The 19,768-nt window shown below is 69.0% G+C and carries 18 protein-coding genes; 5 read left to right on the plus strand and 13 right to left on the minus strand.

The window, feature by feature from the left end; genetic code table 11:
- Nucleotides 1-13: 13 nt before the first annotated feature.
- The 6 genes from ACQP2T_RS37405 to ACQP2T_RS37430 are packed head-to-tail and all read right to left on the minus strand — an operon-like array spanning nucleotide 14 to nucleotide 6,261.
- On the minus strand, nucleotides 14-838 hold the full coding sequence (locus ACQP2T_RS37405; protein ID WP_433509609.1) for an SDR family NAD(P)-dependent oxidoreductase: 825 nt from the start codon (nucleotides 836-838) through the stop codon (nucleotides 14-16).
- Complete coding sequence (locus ACQP2T_RS37410; RefSeq protein WP_433509610.1) at nucleotides 835-1,716, minus strand: ATP-binding cassette domain-containing protein; 882 nt, start codon at nucleotides 1,714-1,716, stop codon at nucleotides 835-837. Before ACQP2T_RS37410 ends, ACQP2T_RS37405 begins: the two co-directional genes overlap by 4 nt.
- The gene (locus ACQP2T_RS37415; protein WP_433509611.1) at nucleotides 1,709-2,758 is read right to left on the minus strand and encodes an ABC transporter ATP-binding protein; all 1,050 of its coding nucleotides are present in this window, start codon (nucleotides 2,756-2,758) and stop codon (nucleotides 1,709-1,711) included. Before ACQP2T_RS37415 ends, ACQP2T_RS37410 begins: the two co-directional genes overlap by 8 nt.
- Nucleotides 2,755-3,633 carry an ABC transporter permease gene (locus tag ACQP2T_RS37420; RefSeq protein ID WP_433509612.1) on the minus strand — a complete coding sequence of 293 codons (879 nt, stop codon included), beginning with the start codon at nucleotides 3,631-3,633 and terminating at the stop codon, nucleotides 2,755-2,757. The genes ACQP2T_RS37415 and ACQP2T_RS37420 overlap by 4 nt, the downstream gene beginning before the upstream one ends.
- Nucleotides 3,630-4,580 carry an ABC transporter permease gene (locus ACQP2T_RS37425; RefSeq protein ID WP_433509613.1) on the minus strand — a complete coding sequence of 317 codons (951 nt, stop codon included), beginning with the start codon at nucleotides 4,578-4,580 and terminating at the stop codon, nucleotides 3,630-3,632. Before ACQP2T_RS37425 ends, ACQP2T_RS37420 begins: the two co-directional genes overlap by 4 nt.
- Nucleotides 4,581-4,596: 16 nt before the next feature.
- The gene (locus ACQP2T_RS37430; RefSeq protein ID WP_433509614.1) at nucleotides 4,597-6,261 is read right to left on the minus strand and encodes an ABC transporter substrate-binding protein; all 1,665 of its coding nucleotides are present in this window, start codon (nucleotides 6,259-6,261) and stop codon (nucleotides 4,597-4,599) included.
- Between the two features lie 120 nt (nucleotides 6,262-6,381).
- On the opposite strand from ACQP2T_RS37430, the gene ACQP2T_RS37435 reads away from it, so the two are divergent.
- Together ACQP2T_RS37435 and ACQP2T_RS37440 are read left to right on the plus strand one after the other, a co-directional pair.
- Nucleotides 6,382-7,830 (plus strand): amidase, encoded by a 1,449-nt coding sequence (locus tag ACQP2T_RS37435; RefSeq protein WP_433509615.1) that lies wholly within the window; start codon nucleotides 6,382-6,384, stop codon nucleotides 7,828-7,830.
- Nucleotides 7,827-8,591, plus strand: a complete 765-nt coding sequence (locus ACQP2T_RS37440; RefSeq protein ID WP_433509616.1) for a FadR/GntR family transcriptional regulator — start codon at nucleotides 7,827-7,829, stop codon at nucleotides 8,589-8,591. The genes ACQP2T_RS37435 and ACQP2T_RS37440 overlap by 4 nt, the downstream gene beginning before the upstream one ends.
- Before the next feature lie 24 nt (nucleotides 8,592-8,615).
- Here ACQP2T_RS37440 and ACQP2T_RS37445 read toward each other — a convergent pair whose 3' ends face one another.
- Complete coding sequence (locus ACQP2T_RS37445; RefSeq protein ID WP_433509617.1) at nucleotides 8,616-9,077, minus strand: Lrp/AsnC family transcriptional regulator; 462 nt, start codon at nucleotides 9,075-9,077, stop codon at nucleotides 8,616-8,618.
- A 130-nt stretch (nucleotides 9,078-9,207) separates the two neighbouring features.
- Between ACQP2T_RS37445 and ACQP2T_RS37450 the strand changes: the two genes are divergently transcribed.
- From ACQP2T_RS37450 to ACQP2T_RS37460, 3 genes are all read left to right on the plus strand, one after another.
- The gene (locus tag ACQP2T_RS37450; RefSeq protein ID WP_433509618.1) at nucleotides 9,208-10,305 is read left to right on the plus strand and encodes a thiamine pyrophosphate-dependent enzyme; all 1,098 of its coding nucleotides are present in this window, start codon (nucleotides 9,208-9,210) and stop codon (nucleotides 10,303-10,305) included.
- Between the two features lie 98 nt (nucleotides 10,306-10,403).
- The gene (locus tag ACQP2T_RS37455; RefSeq protein ID WP_433519879.1) at nucleotides 10,404-11,330 is read left to right on the plus strand and encodes an alpha-ketoacid dehydrogenase subunit beta; all 927 of its coding nucleotides are present in this window, start codon (nucleotides 10,404-10,406) and stop codon (nucleotides 11,328-11,330) included.
- 138 nt (nucleotides 11,331-11,468) lie between these two features.
- Complete coding sequence (locus tag ACQP2T_RS37460) at nucleotides 11,469-13,736, plus strand: arylsulfatase (protein ID WP_433509619.1); 2,268 nt, start codon at nucleotides 11,469-11,471, stop codon at nucleotides 13,734-13,736.
- Between the two features lie 7 nt (nucleotides 13,737-13,743).
- Here ACQP2T_RS37460 and ACQP2T_RS37465 read toward each other — a convergent pair whose 3' ends face one another.
- From ACQP2T_RS37465 to ACQP2T_RS37490, 6 genes are read right to left on the minus strand one after another with little or no spacing between them, the layout of a single operon-like run.
- A complete protein-coding gene (locus tag ACQP2T_RS37465) occupies nucleotides 13,744-15,270 on the minus strand; it encodes a HAMP domain-containing sensor histidine kinase (RefSeq protein ID WP_433509620.1) in 1,527 nt (508 codons plus the stop codon).
- A 12-nt stretch (nucleotides 15,271-15,282) separates the two neighbouring features.
- Nucleotides 15,283-15,975, minus strand: coding sequence for a response regulator transcription factor (locus ACQP2T_RS37470; protein WP_433509621.1), 693 nt, complete (start codon nucleotides 15,973-15,975; stop codon nucleotides 15,283-15,285).
- Complete coding sequence (locus tag ACQP2T_RS37475) at nucleotides 15,972-16,502, minus strand: hypothetical protein (protein ID WP_433509622.1); 531 nt, start codon at nucleotides 16,500-16,502, stop codon at nucleotides 15,972-15,974. Before ACQP2T_RS37475 ends, ACQP2T_RS37470 begins: the two co-directional genes overlap by 4 nt.
- 22 nt (nucleotides 16,503-16,524) lie before the next feature.
- Nucleotides 16,525-17,796 (minus strand): ABC transporter permease, encoded by a 1,272-nt coding sequence (locus tag ACQP2T_RS37480; RefSeq protein ID WP_433509623.1) that lies wholly within the window; start codon nucleotides 17,794-17,796, stop codon nucleotides 16,525-16,527.
- Nucleotides 17,793-18,524 carry an ABC transporter ATP-binding protein gene (locus ACQP2T_RS37485; protein WP_357946184.1) on the minus strand — a complete coding sequence of 244 codons (732 nt, stop codon included), beginning with the start codon at nucleotides 18,522-18,524 and terminating at the stop codon, nucleotides 17,793-17,795. Before ACQP2T_RS37485 ends, ACQP2T_RS37480 begins: the two co-directional genes overlap by 4 nt.
- The gene (locus tag ACQP2T_RS37490) at nucleotides 18,521-19,633 is read right to left on the minus strand and encodes an efflux RND transporter periplasmic adaptor subunit (protein ID WP_433509624.1); all 1,113 of its coding nucleotides are present in this window, start codon (nucleotides 19,631-19,633) and stop codon (nucleotides 18,521-18,523) included. Before ACQP2T_RS37490 ends, ACQP2T_RS37485 begins: the two co-directional genes overlap by 4 nt.
- Nucleotides 19,634-19,768: the final 135 nt, after the last annotated feature.

A 19,768-nucleotide genomic window follows, 5' to 3' on the forward strand; every position in this document is an offset into this window, starting at 1 on the left:
GCCCCACATCCGGTCAGTTGGGCGGCGTGAAGCGTCCGTCGATCGCCGTCCAGCCGCCGTCGACGAAAAGCTGGCTCCCCGTGACAAAGGATGACGCGTCCGAGGCGAGGTAGACGACGGCGCCGGCCAGCTCGTCGGCCCGGGACCAGCGGCCCAGGGCGCTCTTGGTCGCATAGGCCTGCGACCATTCCGGCACGGCCCTGATCTGCGCGGTCAGCGGTGTGTCCACGATGCCCGGGGCGATGGCGTTCACCCGCACGCCCGACGGACCCAGCTCGGCCGCCGCGGTCCGCAGCAGCTGGACGAGGCCGGCCTTCGTGGCCGCGTACACTCCCTGTCCCGGCTCGACGGCCACCGCGCGAATCGAGCTGAAGCCGATGATGGTTCCCCTGCCGCGTTCGGCCATACCACGGCCGAACGCCCGGATCAGGTCGAAGGACGCGCGCAGATTGAGCGCCACGACCCGCTCGAATTCCTCCGCCGTGTAGTCGAGCAGGCGCTTGCGCACGTTCATGGCGGCGGTGAAGACGAGCACGTCGACGGGCCCAAGCTCCTCGGCGGCACGCGCGACCGCCTCGCCGTCGAGCACGTCGAGGGCGTACGCCGAAAGGCCCGGCCCCATCGACGCCGACGCCGTGGCCGCCGTCAGGTCACGGTCGGCGCACACCACCGTGGCGCCGTGCGCGGCGAGGGCCAGGGCGCTCTCGCGGCCGATTCCGCTGCCCGCGCCCACCACGACAGCCCTGCGGCCGTCGAGCCTGAACAGGCGGGAGTACGCCTCCACCGCGTCGGCGGCGGCGTCGAGATCGGCGTCGGCGGGTTCGACGTGGGTGGTCACGGTCGGTCCTCCCGGTTGAGGTCGGCCGCCGACACACCGGACAGCGCCTTGCCCAGAGTCGGAACGGCGGCGATTAGCCTGCGTGTGTAGGAATGTCGCGGTTCCTCGTACACCTGCTCCGTGGACCCGATCTCCACGATCTCCCCGTCATGCATGACCGCGACCCGGTCGCACACATGACGTACCACGGACAGGTCGTGGGAGACGAAGACCAGCGTGAGGGACAACTCGTCGACGAGGTCGGCGATGAGGTTGAGCACTTGGGCCCGTACGGACACGTCCAGGGCGCTCACCGGCTCGTCGGCCACGATGATCTTCGGACGGGGGGCGAGAGCGCGCGCGATCGAGATGCGCTGCCGCTGGCCGCCGGAGAACTGGTGTGGATACCGGTCCGCCGCGTCGGCTCGCAGGCCGACGGCCTCGAGCAACTCGGCCACCCGCTCCTTGCGATCGCGGTGCCCCTGCGCGACGAGCGGCTCGGCCACGATGTCGCCAACGCGCATGCGCGGGTCCAGCGAACTCATCGGGTCCTGGAAGACGAGTTGGAGCCGCTCGCGGACGAACCGGAGCCGGCTCTCCCGGAGCCCGGTGATGTCCCGGCCGTCGATCGCGACGCTGCCGCTGGTGGGGCGGTCGAGCCCGGCCAGAATGCGCAGCAGGGTCGACTTGCCGCACCCCGACTCGCCCACGATGCCGAACCGCTGCCCCTGGGGGACGGAGAAGCTGACGCCGCGCAGGGCGTGCACCGGCGGGCTGGGGTGGCGCAGCGAGGTGCGAGGCCGTCGGTAGTCGCGCGTGACGTCACGGACGCTGATGGCGTCCGCGGGGCCGGTCTGCGACCCGGGTGCGAGGGGGGCGCTGGTCGGCTGCTCAGCCACGGCCGGCCTCCTGGTTCATGGGTGTGCCGGTCCCGTGTGCGTCGCTCTCGGGTACCGGGTGGAAGCAGGCGTAGCCGGAGTCCGGCCCGGTGGGGACCCATTCCGGCCTGGTGGCGCAGACGTCGGTCGCCTGGGCGCACCTGTTTCTGAAGACGCATCCGGCGGGGAACCGGCCCGCCGGCGGAACCGACCCGCCGATCGTGGCCAGCCGGCCGCGATCGTCGACCACGGTCAGGTCCGACGCGCCGATCAGGCCCTGGGTGTAGCGGTGCCGGGGGCGCGTGAACACCTCCCGGACCGGGCCGGACTCGATCAACCGCCCGCCGTACATGACCATGACCCGCTCGCAGACGGTGGCCACCACGGCCAGGTCGTGGGTGATGAAGAGCATGGCCGACCTGCGTTCCTGGACACCCCGCACGATCAGGTCGAGCACCCGCGCCTGCACCGTGACGTCGAGCGCGGTGGTGGGTTCGTCGCAGACCAGGAGCGCGGGGTCGTTCGCGAGGGCGATGGCCAGCACCACCCGCTGCCGCTGGCCTCCGGAGAACTGGTGCGGGTAGGCGGTCGCGGCGGCCGCGGGATCGGGCAGCCCCACCTGGGCGAGCAGTTCCACGGCGGCGGCTTGGGCGGACGCGCGGTCGGGCCTGGTCCGGTGGATCAGCAGCACCTCGGCGATCTGCCGCCCGACCCGCATCGTGGGGTTCAGAGCGGTCATGGGCTCCTGGAAGACCATGGCGATCTCCTTGCCCCGCACCCGGGACATCCGCGCCTCGTCGGCACCCACCAGGTCGTGGTCGACTCCGGCGAGCCGTACCGAACCCGTGGCCCGCAGCCCCTCAGGCAGCAGCCCCATGACGCTCAGCGCGGTCAGCGACTTGCCCGACCCCGATTCACCGATCAGACCGACCCGCTCGCCGGCCCGGATGGTGAAGTCGACATCTTCGAGGAGTTTGAGACCGCCCACCGCGACGTCGAGATTCCGCACGGCCAGGACGTCGTCCGGCCCGGAGGCCGGTGCCGTGTCAGGTGCCGGGGTCATCGGCGGTCCTCCAGCTTGGGGTCGAAACGGTCGCGCAGGCCGTCACCGAGCAGGTTGAATCCGAGCACCGCCACCGCGATCGCGATGCCCGGGAACACGGCGAGCCGGGGAGCGGACCACAGCATCTCCTGGCTCTCCTGCAGCATCCGGCCCCAGGACGGTACCGGGGGCGGGGTGCCGAAGCCCAGGAAGGACAGCGCGGCTTCGGCGAGTACGGCGATGGCGAAACCGACCGACGACTGGACGATGACGAGACTGCTGACGTTGGGCAGGACATGCCGCAGGCCGATCGAGAACGGCCTGCGGCCCGCCGCGCGCGCCGCGATGACGTATTCGGTCTTCATGACCTGCAGCGTGCCGCTGCGGGTCAGCCGGGCGAAGTGGGGGATGGACGCGATGCCGATGGCGACCATCGCGACCAGCGTGCTGGCGCCGTACACGGCGGCGAACATGATGGTCAGCAGGAGCGCCGGGAAGGCGAGAAGCAGGTCGTTGCCGCGCATCAGGAGCTCGCCGAACCAGCGGGGCGCCATCCCGGCGACGATGCCGAGGGGCACCCCGACCAGGGCGGCGACTCCCACCGCCACGAAGCCGACGAACAGCGTGGTGCGCGAGCCCATCAGGATCTGGCTGAACACGTCGCGGCCGAACTTGTCCGTGCCGAACCAGTACTCCAGCGACGGCTTCCGCAGCCGCGCCATGGCGTTCACCAGGGTCGGGTCGTGCGGGGTCCACACGAAGGACAGCAGCGCCATGCCGAGCACGACCGAGACGATGAGACCGCCCACCAGAAGGCTGCCCGTTATCGGGCGGCGCCGCCGACGGCCGTCGGGCACCGTGGACGCGGCAGCGGCTTCCGTGTCCAGAGCGCTCATGACGCACCCGCCCTGAGCCGCGGGTCGATCATCAGGTAGATCACGTCCACCAGGAAGTTCACCAGCAGCACCGCCATTGCGATGATCATGACCACGTCCTGCACCATGATGAGGTCCCGGTTGGAGACGCTGTCCAGCAGCAGGCTCCCGAGCCCGGGGATGACGAAGACCCGTTCGATGACGACCGCGCCAACCAGCAGCGTGGCGAGCTGCAACGCCATGACGGTGACCACGGGCACCGCCGCGTTGCGCAGGCCGTGCCGCAGCAGCGCCCGCGTCGGGCGCAGTCCTTTGGCGCGGGCGGTGCGCAGATAGTCCTCCCGGAGGACGTCGAGCACGGCGCTGCGGACGTAGCGGGTGAGCACCGCCCCCTGCACCAGGCCGAGGGACAGCGCGGGCAGCACCAGCTGTTTGAGGAACAGGACCGGATCCTGCGCCGGGGGCGTCCAGCCGTTCGCGGGCAGCCACCCGAGTCCCACCGCGAACACGGTGATCAGGAGGATGCCCGCGAGGAAGGCCGGGACGGCCACGCCGACCTGGGACAGGGCCGAGAGAATGAGCCCGGACGGCCTGCGGTGCCGCATGGCCATGAGCGTGGCCATGGGGACCGCCAGGATGAAGGCGAGCACCATCGCGGTGCCGACGAGCCACAGGGTGACCAGAAGGCGGTCGGCGATCTGCGGGCCGATCGGCGTGTGTGAGATGTAGGAGTTGCCCGGGTCGAAGGTCACCAGTCCGTGTACCCAGCTGAGGTACTGGGCCGCGAGCGGCCGGTTGAGCCCGAACTCCTCGCGCAGTTGCGCCACCGCCGCGTCCGATGCGTTGACTCCGAGGGCGACACGGGCCGGATCCCCTGGCAGCACCGCCATGAACGCGAACACCATCACGGAGCTCACGACCAGGCTGGCCAGGAGGATCGCGACCCGCTGCACCAGACGGACGATCATCGGTTGACGCCGCCTTTCACGAGCGGCCCAGACCGGTGAGATCCAGCGACTCGGAGACGGAGTTCACGGGCAGGCCGGTGATGTCCTTGTCCGCCACCATCAGGTTCGGCAGCAGGAACAGCCAGTCGGCCGCGGCGTCCTTGGACAGCAGCCGGGCGGCCTCCCGCATGTGGGTGATCTCCTGCTCCTGAGTGCCCTCGTCCGCCTTCTTCAGCAACGCGCGGAATTCAGGGTTGTCGTAGCGGGTGTAGTAGGTCTTGTTCCCGAACACCGTATAGATGTCGCGGGGCTCCACATGGGAGATGATGGACATGTCATAGTCGGCGTTCTTGAACACGGTGGTCAGCCAGGCGGCGGGAAACTCCAGCTGGTCCAGCTCGACCTTGAAACCGGCCTGTTCGAGCTGGCTCTTGACCACGGTGCCGCACGCGGTGGCGTAAGGCAGCGTCGGAAGCCGCAGCCGCAGCGTGGTGCCGGCTACGCCGGACTCCTGGAGGAGCTTCTTGGCCTTGCCGATGTCGTACGGATACTCGTTCGTGAGGTCCTCGTACCACGGATCGGTCGGAGGGACCATGCTGCCGATGAGCTTGCCGCGGCCTGCCCAGCAGGTGTCCACCAGGGCTTTGTGGTCGATGGCGTAGCGGACCGCCTGGCGGGCCTTCAGATTCTTCAGCGGGCCCGAGCCGTTGTTGAAGGAGAGGACCACCTCGCCGTTGGTCGAGCCCTCGATGATCTGGTACTTCGGGTTGTTCTGGAACCGGTCCAGAGCGTCCGGGGGCTGCATCGTGCCGATCACGTTGATGGTGCCCGTTAGCAGCGCGTTGTGCATGGCCGTCGGGTCCTTGAAGTACTTGAGGGTGACCGACGCGAAGTGCGGTTTGGGCCCCCAGTAGGCATCATTACGGGCCAGCGTGATCGAGTCGCCACGGGTCCACGACTTCAGCGCGTACGGGCCGGTGCCCACCGGCTCGGTGGCCAGCTTGCTCACGCCGGTCCGGCTGAACATCGCGCCTACGCGGGTGGTCATCCAGTACAGCCAGTTGTTGCTCGGCTCTTTCAGGGTGACCTTCAGTTCGGTGGGCGACACCGCCTGCACCGTGTCGACGACGTCCATCCGGGACTTCAGCGCTATCGTCCAGCCGGAGGTGACGCGTTCGATGGAGAACTTGGCGTCCTCGGCCGTGAACGGTGCGCCATTGCTGAACTTGGCGTCCTTCACCAACTGGAACGTGTATGTCTTGCGGTCCTCGGACAGGGTCCACGACGTGGCCAGATCGGGCTCTATCTTCCCGGTCTGGTCCGCCTTCACCAGGTTCTCGTAGACGTTGTAGAGCAGTGCCTGCGGAATGGCCGCACCTTCGGTCTTGGTGAAGTCGAGGTTGGCCGGCTCGGCGACGAGGCCGATCTTCAGGGTGTCGCCCGCAGGGCCGCCGGTGCTCTTTCCCGCTGTCGTGGACCCGGCCGAGCAGGCTGTCAGCAGCAGCGATGCGAGCGCGGCCGCGACCGTCCCGATGTGCCGCGTCCGCCGCTTGTTAGGTTTCATAGGTTCTACCCCTGGCTTTCCATCGTGTCCGCTACCGGCGTGCGCCACCCCACCGACGCCGGCGTCCTCGCCCTCGGTGTTGTCGCGAACGATCACCAGGTCCACGGCGAGCCGCACGACCTTGGTGTCCCTCGTCATGGACGCCACCTTTCGCTATGACTGGCCTGACCAGTAAGCTCACTTGCAGGTACCGTGGCGACTGAAGCTGCACTTGTCAAGGGTTCGAATGCTCCACGTATCGCGACCGAAGGAGAGCGGGTGCTCACGGAACACGGTCTGGCCGCCATGCCGGCCGTCGAGATGGTGGCCGGATTCGCCGACCGCACGTTGTCGCCGGTCCAAGTCCACGACGCCGTCCAGTCGGTGATCGAGGCGCGTGAGAGTGTGCTCAACGCGTTCTGGGTGCGGGATCCGGCCGAGTCCCGCAAGGCGGCCCTGGCCAGCCAGGCCCGATGGGCGGCGGGGGAACCGCTCGGGCCGATCGACGGCGTGCCTGTGACGCTGAAGGAGAACATCGCCCGCAAGGGAGTCCCCATGCCCTCGGGCAACGCGGGGGTCGAGCCGGTCATCCCCGAGATGGACGCGCCCATCACCGCGCGGGTCGTCGAATCCGGTGGGGTGATACTCGGGTCGACCGTGATGCCGGACTGGGGCATGCTCTCCTCCGGGGTCTCCAGCCGGCACGGCATCGCACGCAGCCCCTGGAATGCCGCCTGGACCACGGGCGGTTCCAGCTCCGGTGCGGGGGCCGCGACCGCCGGCGGATACGGTCCGCTCCACGTCGGCACCGACATCGGGGGATCGATCCGGCTGCCGGGCACCTGGCTGGGCCTCGCCACGCTCAAGCCCAGCTACGGGAGGATCCCGCTGGACACGCCGTACCTGGGGCGCACCGCCGGCCCCATGGCGCGCACCGTGGCGGACGCGGCCCTGTTCATGCGCGTCCTGAGCAGGCCGGATCCCCGGGACTGGTCAAGCCTGCCACCACAGGACGTCGACTGGTCGGCGCTGGACGGCGATGTACGCGGGCTGCGGGTGGGCGTGCACCTGGACGCCGGTTGCGGGGAGCCATGCGAGGCCGAGATCCTCGCCGCGGTGAACCGCGCCGCCGCGGTCTTCGAGGCGGCGGGAGCCGTCGTGGAGCCGGTCGAGCCGTTCATGAGCCAAGATCTCCTCGACGACCTGGATCTGTTCTGGCGGGTGCGGTCCTGGAACGACTTCCGCGAACTGGCGCCCGAGGCCGGTCTGCGCGTTCTCCCCTACGTCATCCAATGGTGTCAGGGGGGTGCGGACATATCGGGCACGAGGCTACTCCAGTGCTACCAGCAGATCATGCGCATCCAGGCGCGGACCGTGGCGGCGACGCTTCCGTACGACCTCGTGCTCTCGCCGGTCGCTCCGGTGGCGGCGTTTCCCGCCGAGCAGCCGATGCCGTTCATGGGGGACGGGAAGACCATGTCCCACATCGGCTTCACCGCGCCGTACAACATGTCGGGGCAACCCGCGGCGACCGTCAACTGCGGCTTCACGGCGGACCGCCGGCCCATCGGGGTGCAGATCGCGGGCCGCCGCTTCGATGATCTCGGCGTCTTGAGGGCGGCGGCGTGGTACGAACGGTACCGACCTGCCGATGCGGTCCCGCGCTGGCCGGACAGCGCCCTCGGGGCGCCCACAACATGGACCACGCTCGAGGGGAAGAAGCCATGAGTGACGGGGCACAGTTCCGGCAGGTTTCGCCGGTACGGCTCTACCAGCGCATTGTCGAGCAGATCGAGCAAGCGATCGCTCGAGGTGACCTGAAGCCCGGTCAACGGCTGCCGAGCGAACGAGAGCTGGTGACGCAGTTCGGGGCGAGCCGGCCCACAGTGCGAGAGGCCCTGCGTGTGCTGGAGAGCAACGGGCTCGTCCGCTCGCGCCCGGGTGACCCGAACGGCCCAGAGATCCTGCCGTTCTCGCCGGCCGGTCTGACCAAGGAGATGACCCGGCTCGTCCAGTTCGACAACATGTCGATGGCCGAGTTGATCTCGTTTCGCATGATCCTCGACGGGTCGGCGAGCTTGCTGGCCGCTCGGCTGCGATCCGAGGAGGAGCTGTCCTCCATGGAACGGACGATCGCCGTCATGTCGGACGCGATCGAGGCAGGCTACGAGGAGTTCAGCAAGGCGGACGTCGCCTTCCATGAGGCGGTGGCCCGGGCCAGCCGCAACTCCCTCATCGAGGTCTGCAACCAGGTGGTCCGGGACGCCGTCCTCTCGCTGATCTCGGACAAGGTCGCCCACGCGCTCAACAGCACGGCGCTCATGCGAGAGTCGCTCCACCACCACCAGGAGGTGCTGGAGGCGATCCGGGAACGCGACGGCTTGGCGGCGTCACGCATCTCACGGCGCAATCTCTACGACTACTACGCCGGCTACGTCACCGAGAACGAGCAAGGGCTGCTGCTCGCGCTCGTGGACGATGAGACCTGAGCCTCCGCCACACGGGGTCTGATCTCAGGGCGCGGGAGTTCCGCGCCGCCAGGAGTCGATGACGATCAGCGTCTTCGTCTGCAGCACACCGGCACCCTTGCGACGCAGACGATGGACCACTTTCTGCAGGTCATCGACATTGTCGACGTGCAGCCGGACGAGTGCGTCCACGTCGCCGGTGAGCGTCAACACCTCATCGACCTCCGGCAGGGTCGACGCGAACTCCACGATGTCGTGGATATCCGTGTCGCCGGTGAAGCGCAGCTCAGTGACCGCCTGAAGGCCCTGGCCGAGCTTGGCCTGATCCGTCGTGATCGTGTAGCCGGTGATGACTCCCGCCTCCTCGAGGCGCGCGATACGCCGGCGGACCGGCGCCGGCGTGAGCTTCACCAGGCGTGCGATGTCGCGAACGGTGCGCCGCCCGTCGGCTCGCAGCAACTCCAGGATCTGCAGATCGACCGGGTCGAGATGTACGGGAGCTGACATGCCGCAAGTGTAAGCAGCACTTCCCTCAATGCTCTCTACGGCCCGGATGGACTGCTCGAAAGGAGCCTGCTTCGCCGCACAAGGCGCACTTTTGTTGTGCACGGATCAGGCCCTTGAAACTGTGTTGTTCATGTCAGCCGCGATACGACCAGCAACACGCGCCGCCACCGCCGACGACGTCCTTCAGTTGGTCGATCCTGCCGGGACGCTGAACGAACAGGCGGCCGCGGGCATGCTCGACGTGACCGACGAACTGGTACGTGCGCTGTACCGCGACATGGTGCTCGGGCGTCGCTTCGACCAGGAGGCGTACTCCCTGCAACGCCAGGGTGAGCTCGGGCTCTGGCTGATGTCCCTTGGCCAGGAAGCGGCACAAGCCGGGTCGATCCGCGCTCTTCGAGTGGACGACCAGGTCTTCCCGTCCTACCGAGAGCACGTGGCGGCCCTTTGCCGTGGTATCTCACCAGCGGAATTACTTTCGCAGTGGCGTGGTGCGAGCCATGGCTCGTGGGATCCCGAGCGGTATCACTTCCACATCTACAGTCTTGTGCTGGGGACGCAGACACTGCACGCGGTCGGCTATGCGATGGGCGTTCGGTACGACGCCGTCGACAGCGTCGTGCTCACCTACTTCGGTGACGGCGCGTCCAGCCAGGGGGACGCCAACGAGGCGCTCAATTGGGCGGCGGTGTCGGGGGCACCCATCGTGTTCTTCTGCCAGAACAACGGATGGGCCATCTCGACACCCGCGAGCAAGCAGTACGTGAGTCCGCTGCGCGAACGGGCGAAGGGATTCGGACTCGACGCGGTATCTGTGGACGGCAACGACGTACTGGCCGTCTACGCCGCCACACAGCGCATGGTCGAGCGAGTCCGGGCCGGTGGGGCACCCGGGTTCATCGAGGCGCACACCTATCGCATGTCCGGACACAGCACCTCGGACGATCCCAAGCGCTATCGCGACGATGCCGAGCTCGCCCGATGGGAGGCCCACGACCCCGTGGAGCGGGTTCGCCTGCTGCTCGCGGCGCGCGGCTGGGCCGATGAGGATTACTTCGCCACGGTCGCGGCCGACGCCGAGGAGCTCGCGGCGCGGACGCGCCGGGAGTGCCGGGCGATTCCGGAGCCGTCCCTGAGCGACACCTTCCGCAACACCTTGTGCGAGGAGACCGAGGCCCTGCGACGCGAACGCGAAGGCTTCGCGACTTTCAAGGAGTCCTTCCTGTGACCATCACCGCTGCGACCATCCCGGCCAGTCGAGACGCCCGGGACAAGGCCACCACGACCACGCTCGGACGCGCGCTGAACGAGGGCCTGCGGCAGGCGATGCGCGATGACGAGAAGGTGGTTCTGCTCGGCGAGGACATCGCCTCCCTGGGCGGGGTGTTCCGGGTGACCGATGGCTTGGCCGCCGAGTTCGGCGACCGCGTCGTGGACACCCCGCTGGCCGAGTCGGGGATCATCGGGACGGCGATCGGGCTGGCGCTGCGGGGATACCGACCGGTGTGCGAGATCCAGTTCGACGGTTTCGTCTACCCCGCCTTCGATCAGATCGTCAGCCAGCTGGCGAAGATGCGGGCACGGTCCCGCGGGCTGCTGCGGCTTCCCGTCACCATCCGGATCCCGGTGGGGGGCGGGATCGGCGCTGTCGAGCACCACAGCGAGTCGAACGAGGCGTACTTCTGCCACACGGCGGGGCTGCGCGTCGTCGCGTGCAGCCGTCCCCAGGACGCGTACGACATGCTCCGCGCCGCGATCGCGTGCGACGACCCCGTCATCTTCTACGAGCCGAAGCGCCGATACTGGGACCGGGCCGAGGTCGGCCTCGGCCGCCCGGTGGACGGCGACACGTTGGAGCGCGCACGGGTCCTGCGCGAGGGCGCCGACGTCACGGTGGTCGCGTACGGGCCCACGGTCGCGGTCGCGCTCAACGCGGCCGAGGTCGCCGCCACCGAAGGTCGTTCGCTGGAAGTCCTGGACCTCCGCTCGCTGTCGCCGCTCGATACCACCGAACTGTGCCGCTCCGCGTCGAAGACGGGACGCGTCGTGGTCGTACACGAGGCGCCCGTCAATGTCGGCCTGGGCGCTGAAATCTCCGCGACGGTCATGGAGCACTGCTTCTACGACCTCGAGGCTCCCGTGGAACGGGTCGGGGGCTACAACATCCCCTATCCGCCGGCGCGGGCGGAAGATGACTACCTGCCCGATCTCGATCGAGTTCTCGACGCCGTCGACCGGGTGTGCGCCCACTGAGCCGTCCGGCAGACCTCTCCTGGTTGACACGGGCAACAGGTGCGGGCCAAAATTGCACTCAGGCTACTGGTATGACCAGTTAACTGGACCTTCGCGGACCCCGCTGCGGTCACATGTCCACGCAAAGGAGCGACCTGGATGACCAACGCCTCTCCGCATCCGTCGGCCGCGAGCGATACCTTCCACGGCAAGATCGGCATGACCTACGAGGAGTCGACTCCGTGGTGGCCCGATCCGCAGGCGCTTCCCGAGGACACGCCCAATGTCGTGATCATCGTGCTCGACGACGTCGGCTTCTCCGACCTCGGCTGCTTCGGCTCTGACATCGACACCCCGGCCATGGACGCCCTCGCCGCCGGCGGCCTTCGCTACACGAACTTCCACACCACCACGCTGTGTTCGCCGACCCGTGCCGCCCTGCTGACCGGCCGGAACCACCACTCCGTCGGTATGCGCATGCTGTCCAACTTCGACACCGGCTTCCCCAGCGGTCGCGGACGGATCACCAGGGCCGCCGCGACACTGTCCGAGGTGCTGCGCGACAGCGGCTTCAACACCATGGCCGTGGGCAAGTGGCACCTGGCGCCGATGGAACAGACCACCGCGTCCGGGCCGTACACCCAGTGGCCGCTGTCTCGCGGGTTCGAGCGCTACTACGGATTTCTGGAAGCGGAGACGGACAGCTTCTATCCGGAACTGTTCTACGACAACCACGCCGTGGCTCCGCCGAAGAGCCCGGAAGAGGGCTATCACCTCAGTGAGGACCTGGTCGACCGGGCGATCGAATTCATCACGGACCAGACTTCGGTCACTCCGGACAAGCCGTTCTTCCTGTACCTGGGGTTCGGCGCGGCGCACGCCCCGCACCAGGCTCCCCAGGAATACCTGGAGAAGTACCGGGGCCGGTTCGACCACGGCTGGGACGCCGAGCGCGCCACCCGGCACGCCCGCCAGATCGAACGGGGCATCCTGCCACCCGGCACCGAACTGGCGGCGCGCAACCCTGGGGTCGTCCCCTTCGACGAACTGTCGGACGACGAGAAGAAGCTGTCCGTACGCCTTCAGGAGGCCTACGCGGCGATGGTCGACCATACCGACCACCACATCGGCCGGCTGATGGAGTTCCTGGAGCGGATGGGCCGGATGGAGAACACCATCACCATCCTGCTCTCGGACAACGGGGCCAGCCAGGAGGGCGGGCAGAAGGGTTCGCTCAACCCCACGGCATTTCAGAACGGCGTCCCCGAGGACCTTGAGGAGATGGTCGCGCGGATCGACGAGATCGGCACCACACGAGCCCACTCCAACTACCCTTGGGGCTGGGCGCAGGCGGGCAACACACCGTTCAAGCGCTACAAGCAGAACACCCACGAAGGTGGCGTCCGCTGCCCGCTCATCGTGCGCTGGCCCCGGGGGCTGCCGCGCACCGACGAGGTCAGGCAGCAGTTCCACCATGTCACCGACATCGTCCCGACCCTTTTCGAACTGCTCGGCCTGCGGGCTCCCGCGGTCTACAACGGCATCCCGCAACTGCCGATACACGGTGTCAGCATGGCCTACACCTTCGGCTCGCCGACCGAGCCGACGCGCAAGGAAGCCCAGTACTTCGAGATGTTCGGGCATCGCGCGCTCTGGCACGACGGCTGGAAGGCCGTCGCCTTCCACCAACGCGGAACGCCCTTCGACGCGGACCGATGGGAGCTCTACCACCACGACACCGACTTCTCGGAATGCGACGACCTGGCGCAGGCGCGGCCCGAGCAACTGGAGAAGATGATCTCCCGCTTCTGGGCGGAAGCGGGGAAGTACGATGTGCTGCCGCTGGACGATCACGGATTCGCCTACCGGGCGAAGATTCCGCGTCCCGGCTCTCCACGCATGCGCACCACCTTCACCTATTACCCCGGCATGGCCCATCTGCCCGGCGCCGCGGTGCCGCCAGTGATGAACCGCGGGCACCGCATCGCCGCGTTCGTCGACCGGACCACCGCGGCGGACGAGGGTGTCCTGGTGTCCTTGGGCAACATCAGCAGCGGATACGTCCTGTACGTCAAGGACAACCGGCTGGTCTACGAGTACAACTTCCTCGGCACCCGGTACGCGGTGACCTCGGCGGAAGAACTCCCGATCGGCCCGGCGGAGCTGACCTTCGAATTCGTCAAGACCGGTGACATGCGGGGCGTCGGACATCTGTACGTGTCAGGAAAGCCGGTCGGCACCGAGGCCATTCCGCGGGTCCTCCCGCACTTCCTGGGATGGCAGGGCCTCGACATCGGCCGGGACACCCTGTCGCCCTCCTCGCCCAACTATGACGGCGAATTCGCGTTCACCGGAAAGTTGGAGAAGGTCGTCTTCACAGTCGCGCCGGACGAAGAAAACACGGAACCCTTCGAGCGAATCGACTGACTCGCTCCTAAAGCCCGTGCGGTTGCGACCCGGCCTGCCCGCTCGGCTGACGCTGAGGGCGGGTGGCCTGGGGCGACGGGGCGAGCGGGAGCGTGACGCGGAAGGTGGCGCCCTTGCCCGGCTCGCTCGACGCGGACACGCTGCCCCCGTGCGCCTCGACGAGGGTGGCCGCGATCGACAGCCCCAGCCCGGCACCGCCGTAGCTGCGCGCCGGATCGGCCCGGTAGAACCGCTCGAACACCCGCTCGGCCACCTCCGGTGAGAACCCGGGCCCCTCGTCGGCCACCTCGACGACGGCCTGCCCGTCACGCGCGCCGACCCCGACGGTGAAGGCCGTGCCCGGCGGCGTGTGGCTGAGGGCGTTGCCCACCAGGTTGCCCAGCACCTGCCCGAGCCGCGGCTCGTCGCCGGTCACGAACACCGGCCCCTCGCTCCCGTACAGCATGACCAGCTCGATCTTCCGGTCCGGCGCGAGCGTCTGGGCGTCGATCACGGCGGTGGCGGCGAGGCTGAGCAGGTCGACGGGCTGTTCGCCGAGCTCGCGGCGCTGGTCGAGCCTGGCCAGCAGCAACATGTCCTCGACCAGCAGGCCCATCCGCGCGGCCTGCCCCTCGATCCGGCTCAGCAGCCGGGTCGCCTCCGCCAGATCCTTGTCCGCCCCGAGCCGGAACAGCTCGGCGAACCCCCTGATCGAGGTGAGCGGAGTACGCAGCTCGTGCGAGGCGTCGGCCATGAACCTGCGGGTCAGCTCCTCCGAGCGCCGCGCCGACCGGGCCGACTCGCGGGCCGACTCGGCCGCCGCCTCGCGCTCGCGCACGGCCATCTCGATGCGGGCGAGCATGCCGTTCAGGGCCCGGCCGAGCTTGCCGACCTCGGTGGTGGCCGCCCAGAGCGGTACGCGGCGGGACAGGTCGCCGTCCGCGATGTGGCGGGCGGTCCGCTCGATCTCCCCCAAAGGGCGCAGGCTCCGTCGTACGAGCCAGTAACAGGCGAAACCCAGCACCACGAGGGTCCCGCCGCCGCCGACCGCCACGATGAGCAGCAGCTGGGAGACCGTGTCGTCCAGGTCGCTCAGGCTGATCGCGATGATCCTGCTGTCGCCGTCGCGGCCGGGCATGGCGACGGCCCGCCAGTAGGGCCCCTGCGGGTCCTGCGACTCGACGGTGAACGGCTGCCCGGCCATGAGCGCGACGTCGGCGCTGGTGAGCCTGGGCAGCTTGGGGATGTGCGTCTCGGTCGACTCGGTCATGGTCCGGATCTTGACGCCGGTGGAGTCCACGAGCACCGAGTGGAACAGGCCGAAGAAACGCTGCGGGCGTGGGCCCGGCTGCGGCTCAGGAGGCGGCGGCGCGCCCCGCCACGGCACGCTGGCGGCACGCAGCTGCTGGTCGACGCGCTCGACGAGATAGCCGCGCAGCAGCCGTACGGCGAACAGCCCGGTCAGCGTGATGGCCAGCGTGACCATCAGCAGGGTCGCCGAGACGAGCCGCAGCCACAGCGGCGTCCGCGCGAGATACCTCCTCAGTCCTGCCATTCGGGGCCGGGATCAATCCTTGGGCGGGCGCAGGATGTAGCCGACGCCACGCAGTGTGTGCAGGTATCTCCGCTCGCCGGTGTCGATCTTGCGGCGCAGATAGGAGACGTAAGACTCGACGAGCCCCACGTCGGTGCGCCAGTCGCCGTTCCAGACGTGGTCGAGGATCTGCGTCTTGGACAGCACCCGTCCCGCGTTGAGCATGAAGTAGAGCAGCAGCCGGTATTCGGTGGGCGACAGCCGCACCTGGACGCCGTCGCGCCACACCTCGTGCGTCTCCTCGTCCAGCTCCAGGTCGGCGATGCGCAGCCGGTTCGGCGGCGGCGCGCCCCGCCGGGTCCGGCGCAGCACCGCGCGGATGCGGGCGATGACCTCCTCCAGGCTGAACGGCTTGGTCACGTAGTCCTCGCCGAGCCCCAGCCCGGCGATCCGGTCCTCCGGCGTGTCCTTGGCCGTCACGAACAGCACCGGGACCCGGCGGCCACGGGACCGCAGCCTGCCCGCGACCGCCAGGCCGTCCAGGTCGGGCAGCATGACGTCCAGCATGACCAGGTCGGGCGTGCTCTGCTCGGCGACCCGCAGGGCCTCCTTGCCGTCGGCCGCCGTCAGCACCTCGAACCCGGCCATCCGCAGGCTGGCGGAGAACAGCTCCCTGATGTTGGGCTCGTCGTCCACCACCAGCAGCCTGGCCTCCGGCTCGGTCATCTGCCGACTCCCCCCTGGCTGATCGAGGTGGCGGCCACCGAGCCGTCCCCGCCCTTCTCGCCGCGGACCACGACGTTGGTGCCGGTCTGCAGATCGGCCAGCTTGCCCGGCTTGGTCACCTGGACCGTGGTCGCGTCGGTGGTGGTGACCGTGACCGTGGAGCCGTCCATGGTCTTGACGTAGATCTTGCCGCCCTCGACCTTCTCCACCGTGCCCACAGTGCCGCTACCCGCCCCGCCCATCCTCTGACCGTACCCGCCCGGTTGCCTGCCCTGCTGACCGTACCCGCCGGGCTGTCTGCCCTGCTGGCCGTACCCGCCTGGCATCTGCCGGCCGCCCGGCTGCATGGCGGCGGTCATGTCGGGGGCGCCCAGCGCCTTCTGCGCCTGGATGCCGATCACCACCCCGGCCACCAGCACCACGCCCGCGATCAGTCCGAGCGTCACCTTCGACAATGGCTTGCGCGGCTGGACGGCCAGCTCGCTGTCCAGATCGTCCGGATACGGCGAGCCGTCGAGTTTGGCCATTTCTGTCTCCTTCGGGGGTCCGTCACTCATGGCGCAGGGCCTGGATCGGCCTCAACTTGGCCGCCCTGTTGGCGGGATAACTGCCGAAGAACAATCCGATGCCGACGGAGACGCCCAGCGCGAGCGCGACCGACGACGGTACGAGCACCGGCTGGATGCCCGCGACGGTGAAGCGGGTGCCCAGGAAGGCCACCAGCACCCCGGAGAGCCCGCCGACCAGGCTGAGCAGCGTGGCCTCCATCAGGAACTGGCCCAGGATCGCGCTCCTGGGCGCGCCGATGGCCTTGCGGATGCCGATCTCCCTGGTCCGCTCCGTGACGGTCACCAGCATGATGTTGGTGATGCCGATGCCGCCGACCAGCAGCGAGATCGCCGCGACCGCGCCGAGCAGCACGGTGAACGTGCCGGTCGCCGCGCTGACGGTCTCCTGGAGGGTGGCCTGGTTGAGGATCCGGAAGTCGGCCGAGGCGGTGCCGGTGATGCCGTGCCGCTGGTTGAGGACGGCCGTGACCTCCGACTGCGCCGACTCCGTCGCCGTCGAGCCGCTTGCCTGCACGACTATGGAGTTGAGCGAGCCGAACCCGGTCAGGCTCTGCTGTACGGCCGGCAGCGGCGCGATGGCCACGTCGTCGGCGTCCTGACCGCCCGTCGACCCGGTCTCCTTCAGCACGCCGACCACCGTGAACGGCACCCCGGAGACCGTCACCTGCTTGCCGATCGGGTCGAGAGTGCCGAACAGCTCCTCGACCACGGTCTGCCCGAGCACCACGACCTTCCTGGCGGCCAGGACGTCGTCGTTGAAGAAGTACGTGCCCTTGGTCACCGGCTTGTTCGTGGCCTCGAAGTAGCTCGGGTACGTGCCGACGAGCTGAGCGATCGAGTGGCTGGCCGCCCCGTAGGTGGTGGCGGCCGAGGAGGCGGTCACGACCGGCGAGACCGACTTGACCGACGGGGCCACCGCCTTGTCGGTCAGGGCCTTGGCGTCGGCGAGGGTGAGCTGCCTGGCCTGGGTACGCGGGCCGGTGTTCTGCTGCCCGCCACCTCCCCCGCCACCGGCCCGCCCGAAGCCGCCGCCACCGCCGCCACCGCCCGCGAAGGACTGGGAGATCGTCAGCGTGTTGGCGCCGAGCCGCTGGATGTTCTTCTGGATGCTCTGCGAGGAGCCCTCGCCGACGGCGACCAGCATGATGACCGCGGCGACGCCGATGAGGATGCCGAGTGTGGTCAGCGAGCTGCGCATCTTGTTGGCCAGCAGCCCGCGCAGGGCGAAGCGCAGGACCTCGAACTGGTTCATCGAGCGACCTCCGCCATCCGCGGCGGCGGCCCGTCGATCGGGCCCTGCCGGACGTCTTCCACGATCTCGCCGTCCACCAGCCTGATGACCCGCTTGGCGTGCGCCGCCACGTCGTTCTCGTGCGTGATGAGCACGATCGTGCGGCCCGAGTCGCTGAGCCTGTCCATGATCTCCAGTACGTCCTGCGTGGACGCGGTGTCGAGGTTGCCGGTCGGCTCGTCGGCCAGCAGCAGAGCGGGGGCGGTGATGAGCGCCCTGGCCACGGCCACGCGTTGCTGCTGGCCGCCGGACAGCTGGTTGGGCTCGTGGTGGACGCGGTCCGACAGGCCGACCTGCTCCAGCGCGGCCAGGGCGCGCCTGCGCCGCTCGGCCTGGCCGATGCCGCCGTAGACCAGCGGCAACTCGACGTTGGCCAGCGCGCTCATGCGCGGGATCAGGTTGAAGGACTGGAAGACGAAGCCGACCCGGCGGTTACGCAGCTTGGCCAGCTGGTGTTCGTCGAGCTGCCCGACGTCGGCGCCGTCGATCAGGTAGCGGCCGGTGGTGGGCACGTCCAGGCAGCCGAGGATGTTCATCAGCGTCGACTTGCCGGAGCCGGAGGCGCCCATGATGGCGACGTAGTCTCCCTGCTCGACGTCGAGGTTCACCCCGCGCAGCGCCCGTACCCTGGCGTCGCCCTCGCCGTACTCCTTGACCAGGTTCTGCACGCGCAGGACGGGAGCGGTCATCGTCCGCCTCCCGGCATCGGGCCGCCACCGGGGAAGCCGCCGCCGAAGCCGCCCTGCCGCTGGTTGTTGCCGGTGCCCGTGGTCGTGGTGGCCGGCGGGACGATCTGGTCGCCTTCGGAGACTCCGGACTTGATCTCGGTCAGCGAGGCGCCCTGTACGCCCACCTCGACCGGGGTTCTTACCTGCTGGCCGTTCTTGAGCAGGGTGACCGTGTTCTGTCCGCCGCTGGTGGAGATCGCGGTGGAAGGTACGGAGATGACGTTCTCCGCCTCGCCGGTCACCACCTCCACGGTGGTGGTCTGCCCGAGTCGCACCTGTTTGGGGACCTTGGTGAAGGAGATCGTCACCGGATACTGCACGACGTTGTTACTGGTGGCGGCGACCGGCTCGATCTGGGTGACCTTGCCGGTGGCGGTGACGCCCGGCAGCGCGTCGAACGTGACGGTGGCCGCCTGGCCGACCTTGAGCTTGCTGACATCCGACTCGGTGAAGGTACCGACCAGCTGGAGCTTGCCGGTGTCGGCCAGGTCGATGAACCCGGATCCCGATCCGCTGCTCGACTGGCTGCCGCCCTGCCCGCTCTGGCCGGTGCTTTGGCCGGTGCTCTGCGTGGTGGACGCGCCGGATCCGTTGGAGGAGCCGCCGACGGATCCGTTGACGGCCGTGACCGTGCCGCCGAACGGCGCTCGCAGCACCGTCGCCGCGGCCGTCCGCTGGGCCTCGCGGTAGGCGTTGCGCGCCTTGATGTAGGCGGCGTACAGCTGGGCGGTCGAGGTCCCGTCGTCGACGGCGCCGTCGTACGTGGCGCGGGCGGCCGACAGGCTCTCCTGCGCGGCCGCGTCGTCGAGCCTGGCCAGGATATCGTCCTTGCGAACCTTGTCACCGGCCTTGACGTAGATGCGCTCGACCGTGCCGCTCGTACCGAACGCGAGCGCTCTGCTCTTGGAGCTCTCCACCGCCCCCGAGGCGGACACCGAGGCGGTCACGGTGCCGCGCCCGGCGGTCACCGTGCGGGTGACCGTCTCGCTCGCCACCTCGCCCGTGCCGAGCTGGGCGTACGCGAACGCGACCCCGCCCAGCAGGAGCACGCTCAGGGCTCCGTTGGTCATCAGCGCTCTGCGCCTTGTCGACACCTTCACAGGCGGTGACCCTTGCACACCAGTCTGCGCTGGAGCCGGGAGCTAGCTGAAGGTTCGCTGACAAATCCGGAGCATACGGAGACGCACAGACAACTCTGAGCCCGC

This window comes from Nonomuraea sp. CA-143628 (assembly GCF_050942315.1).
Lineage (GTDB): Bacteria > Actinomycetota > Actinomycetes > Streptosporangiales > Streptosporangiaceae > Nonomuraea.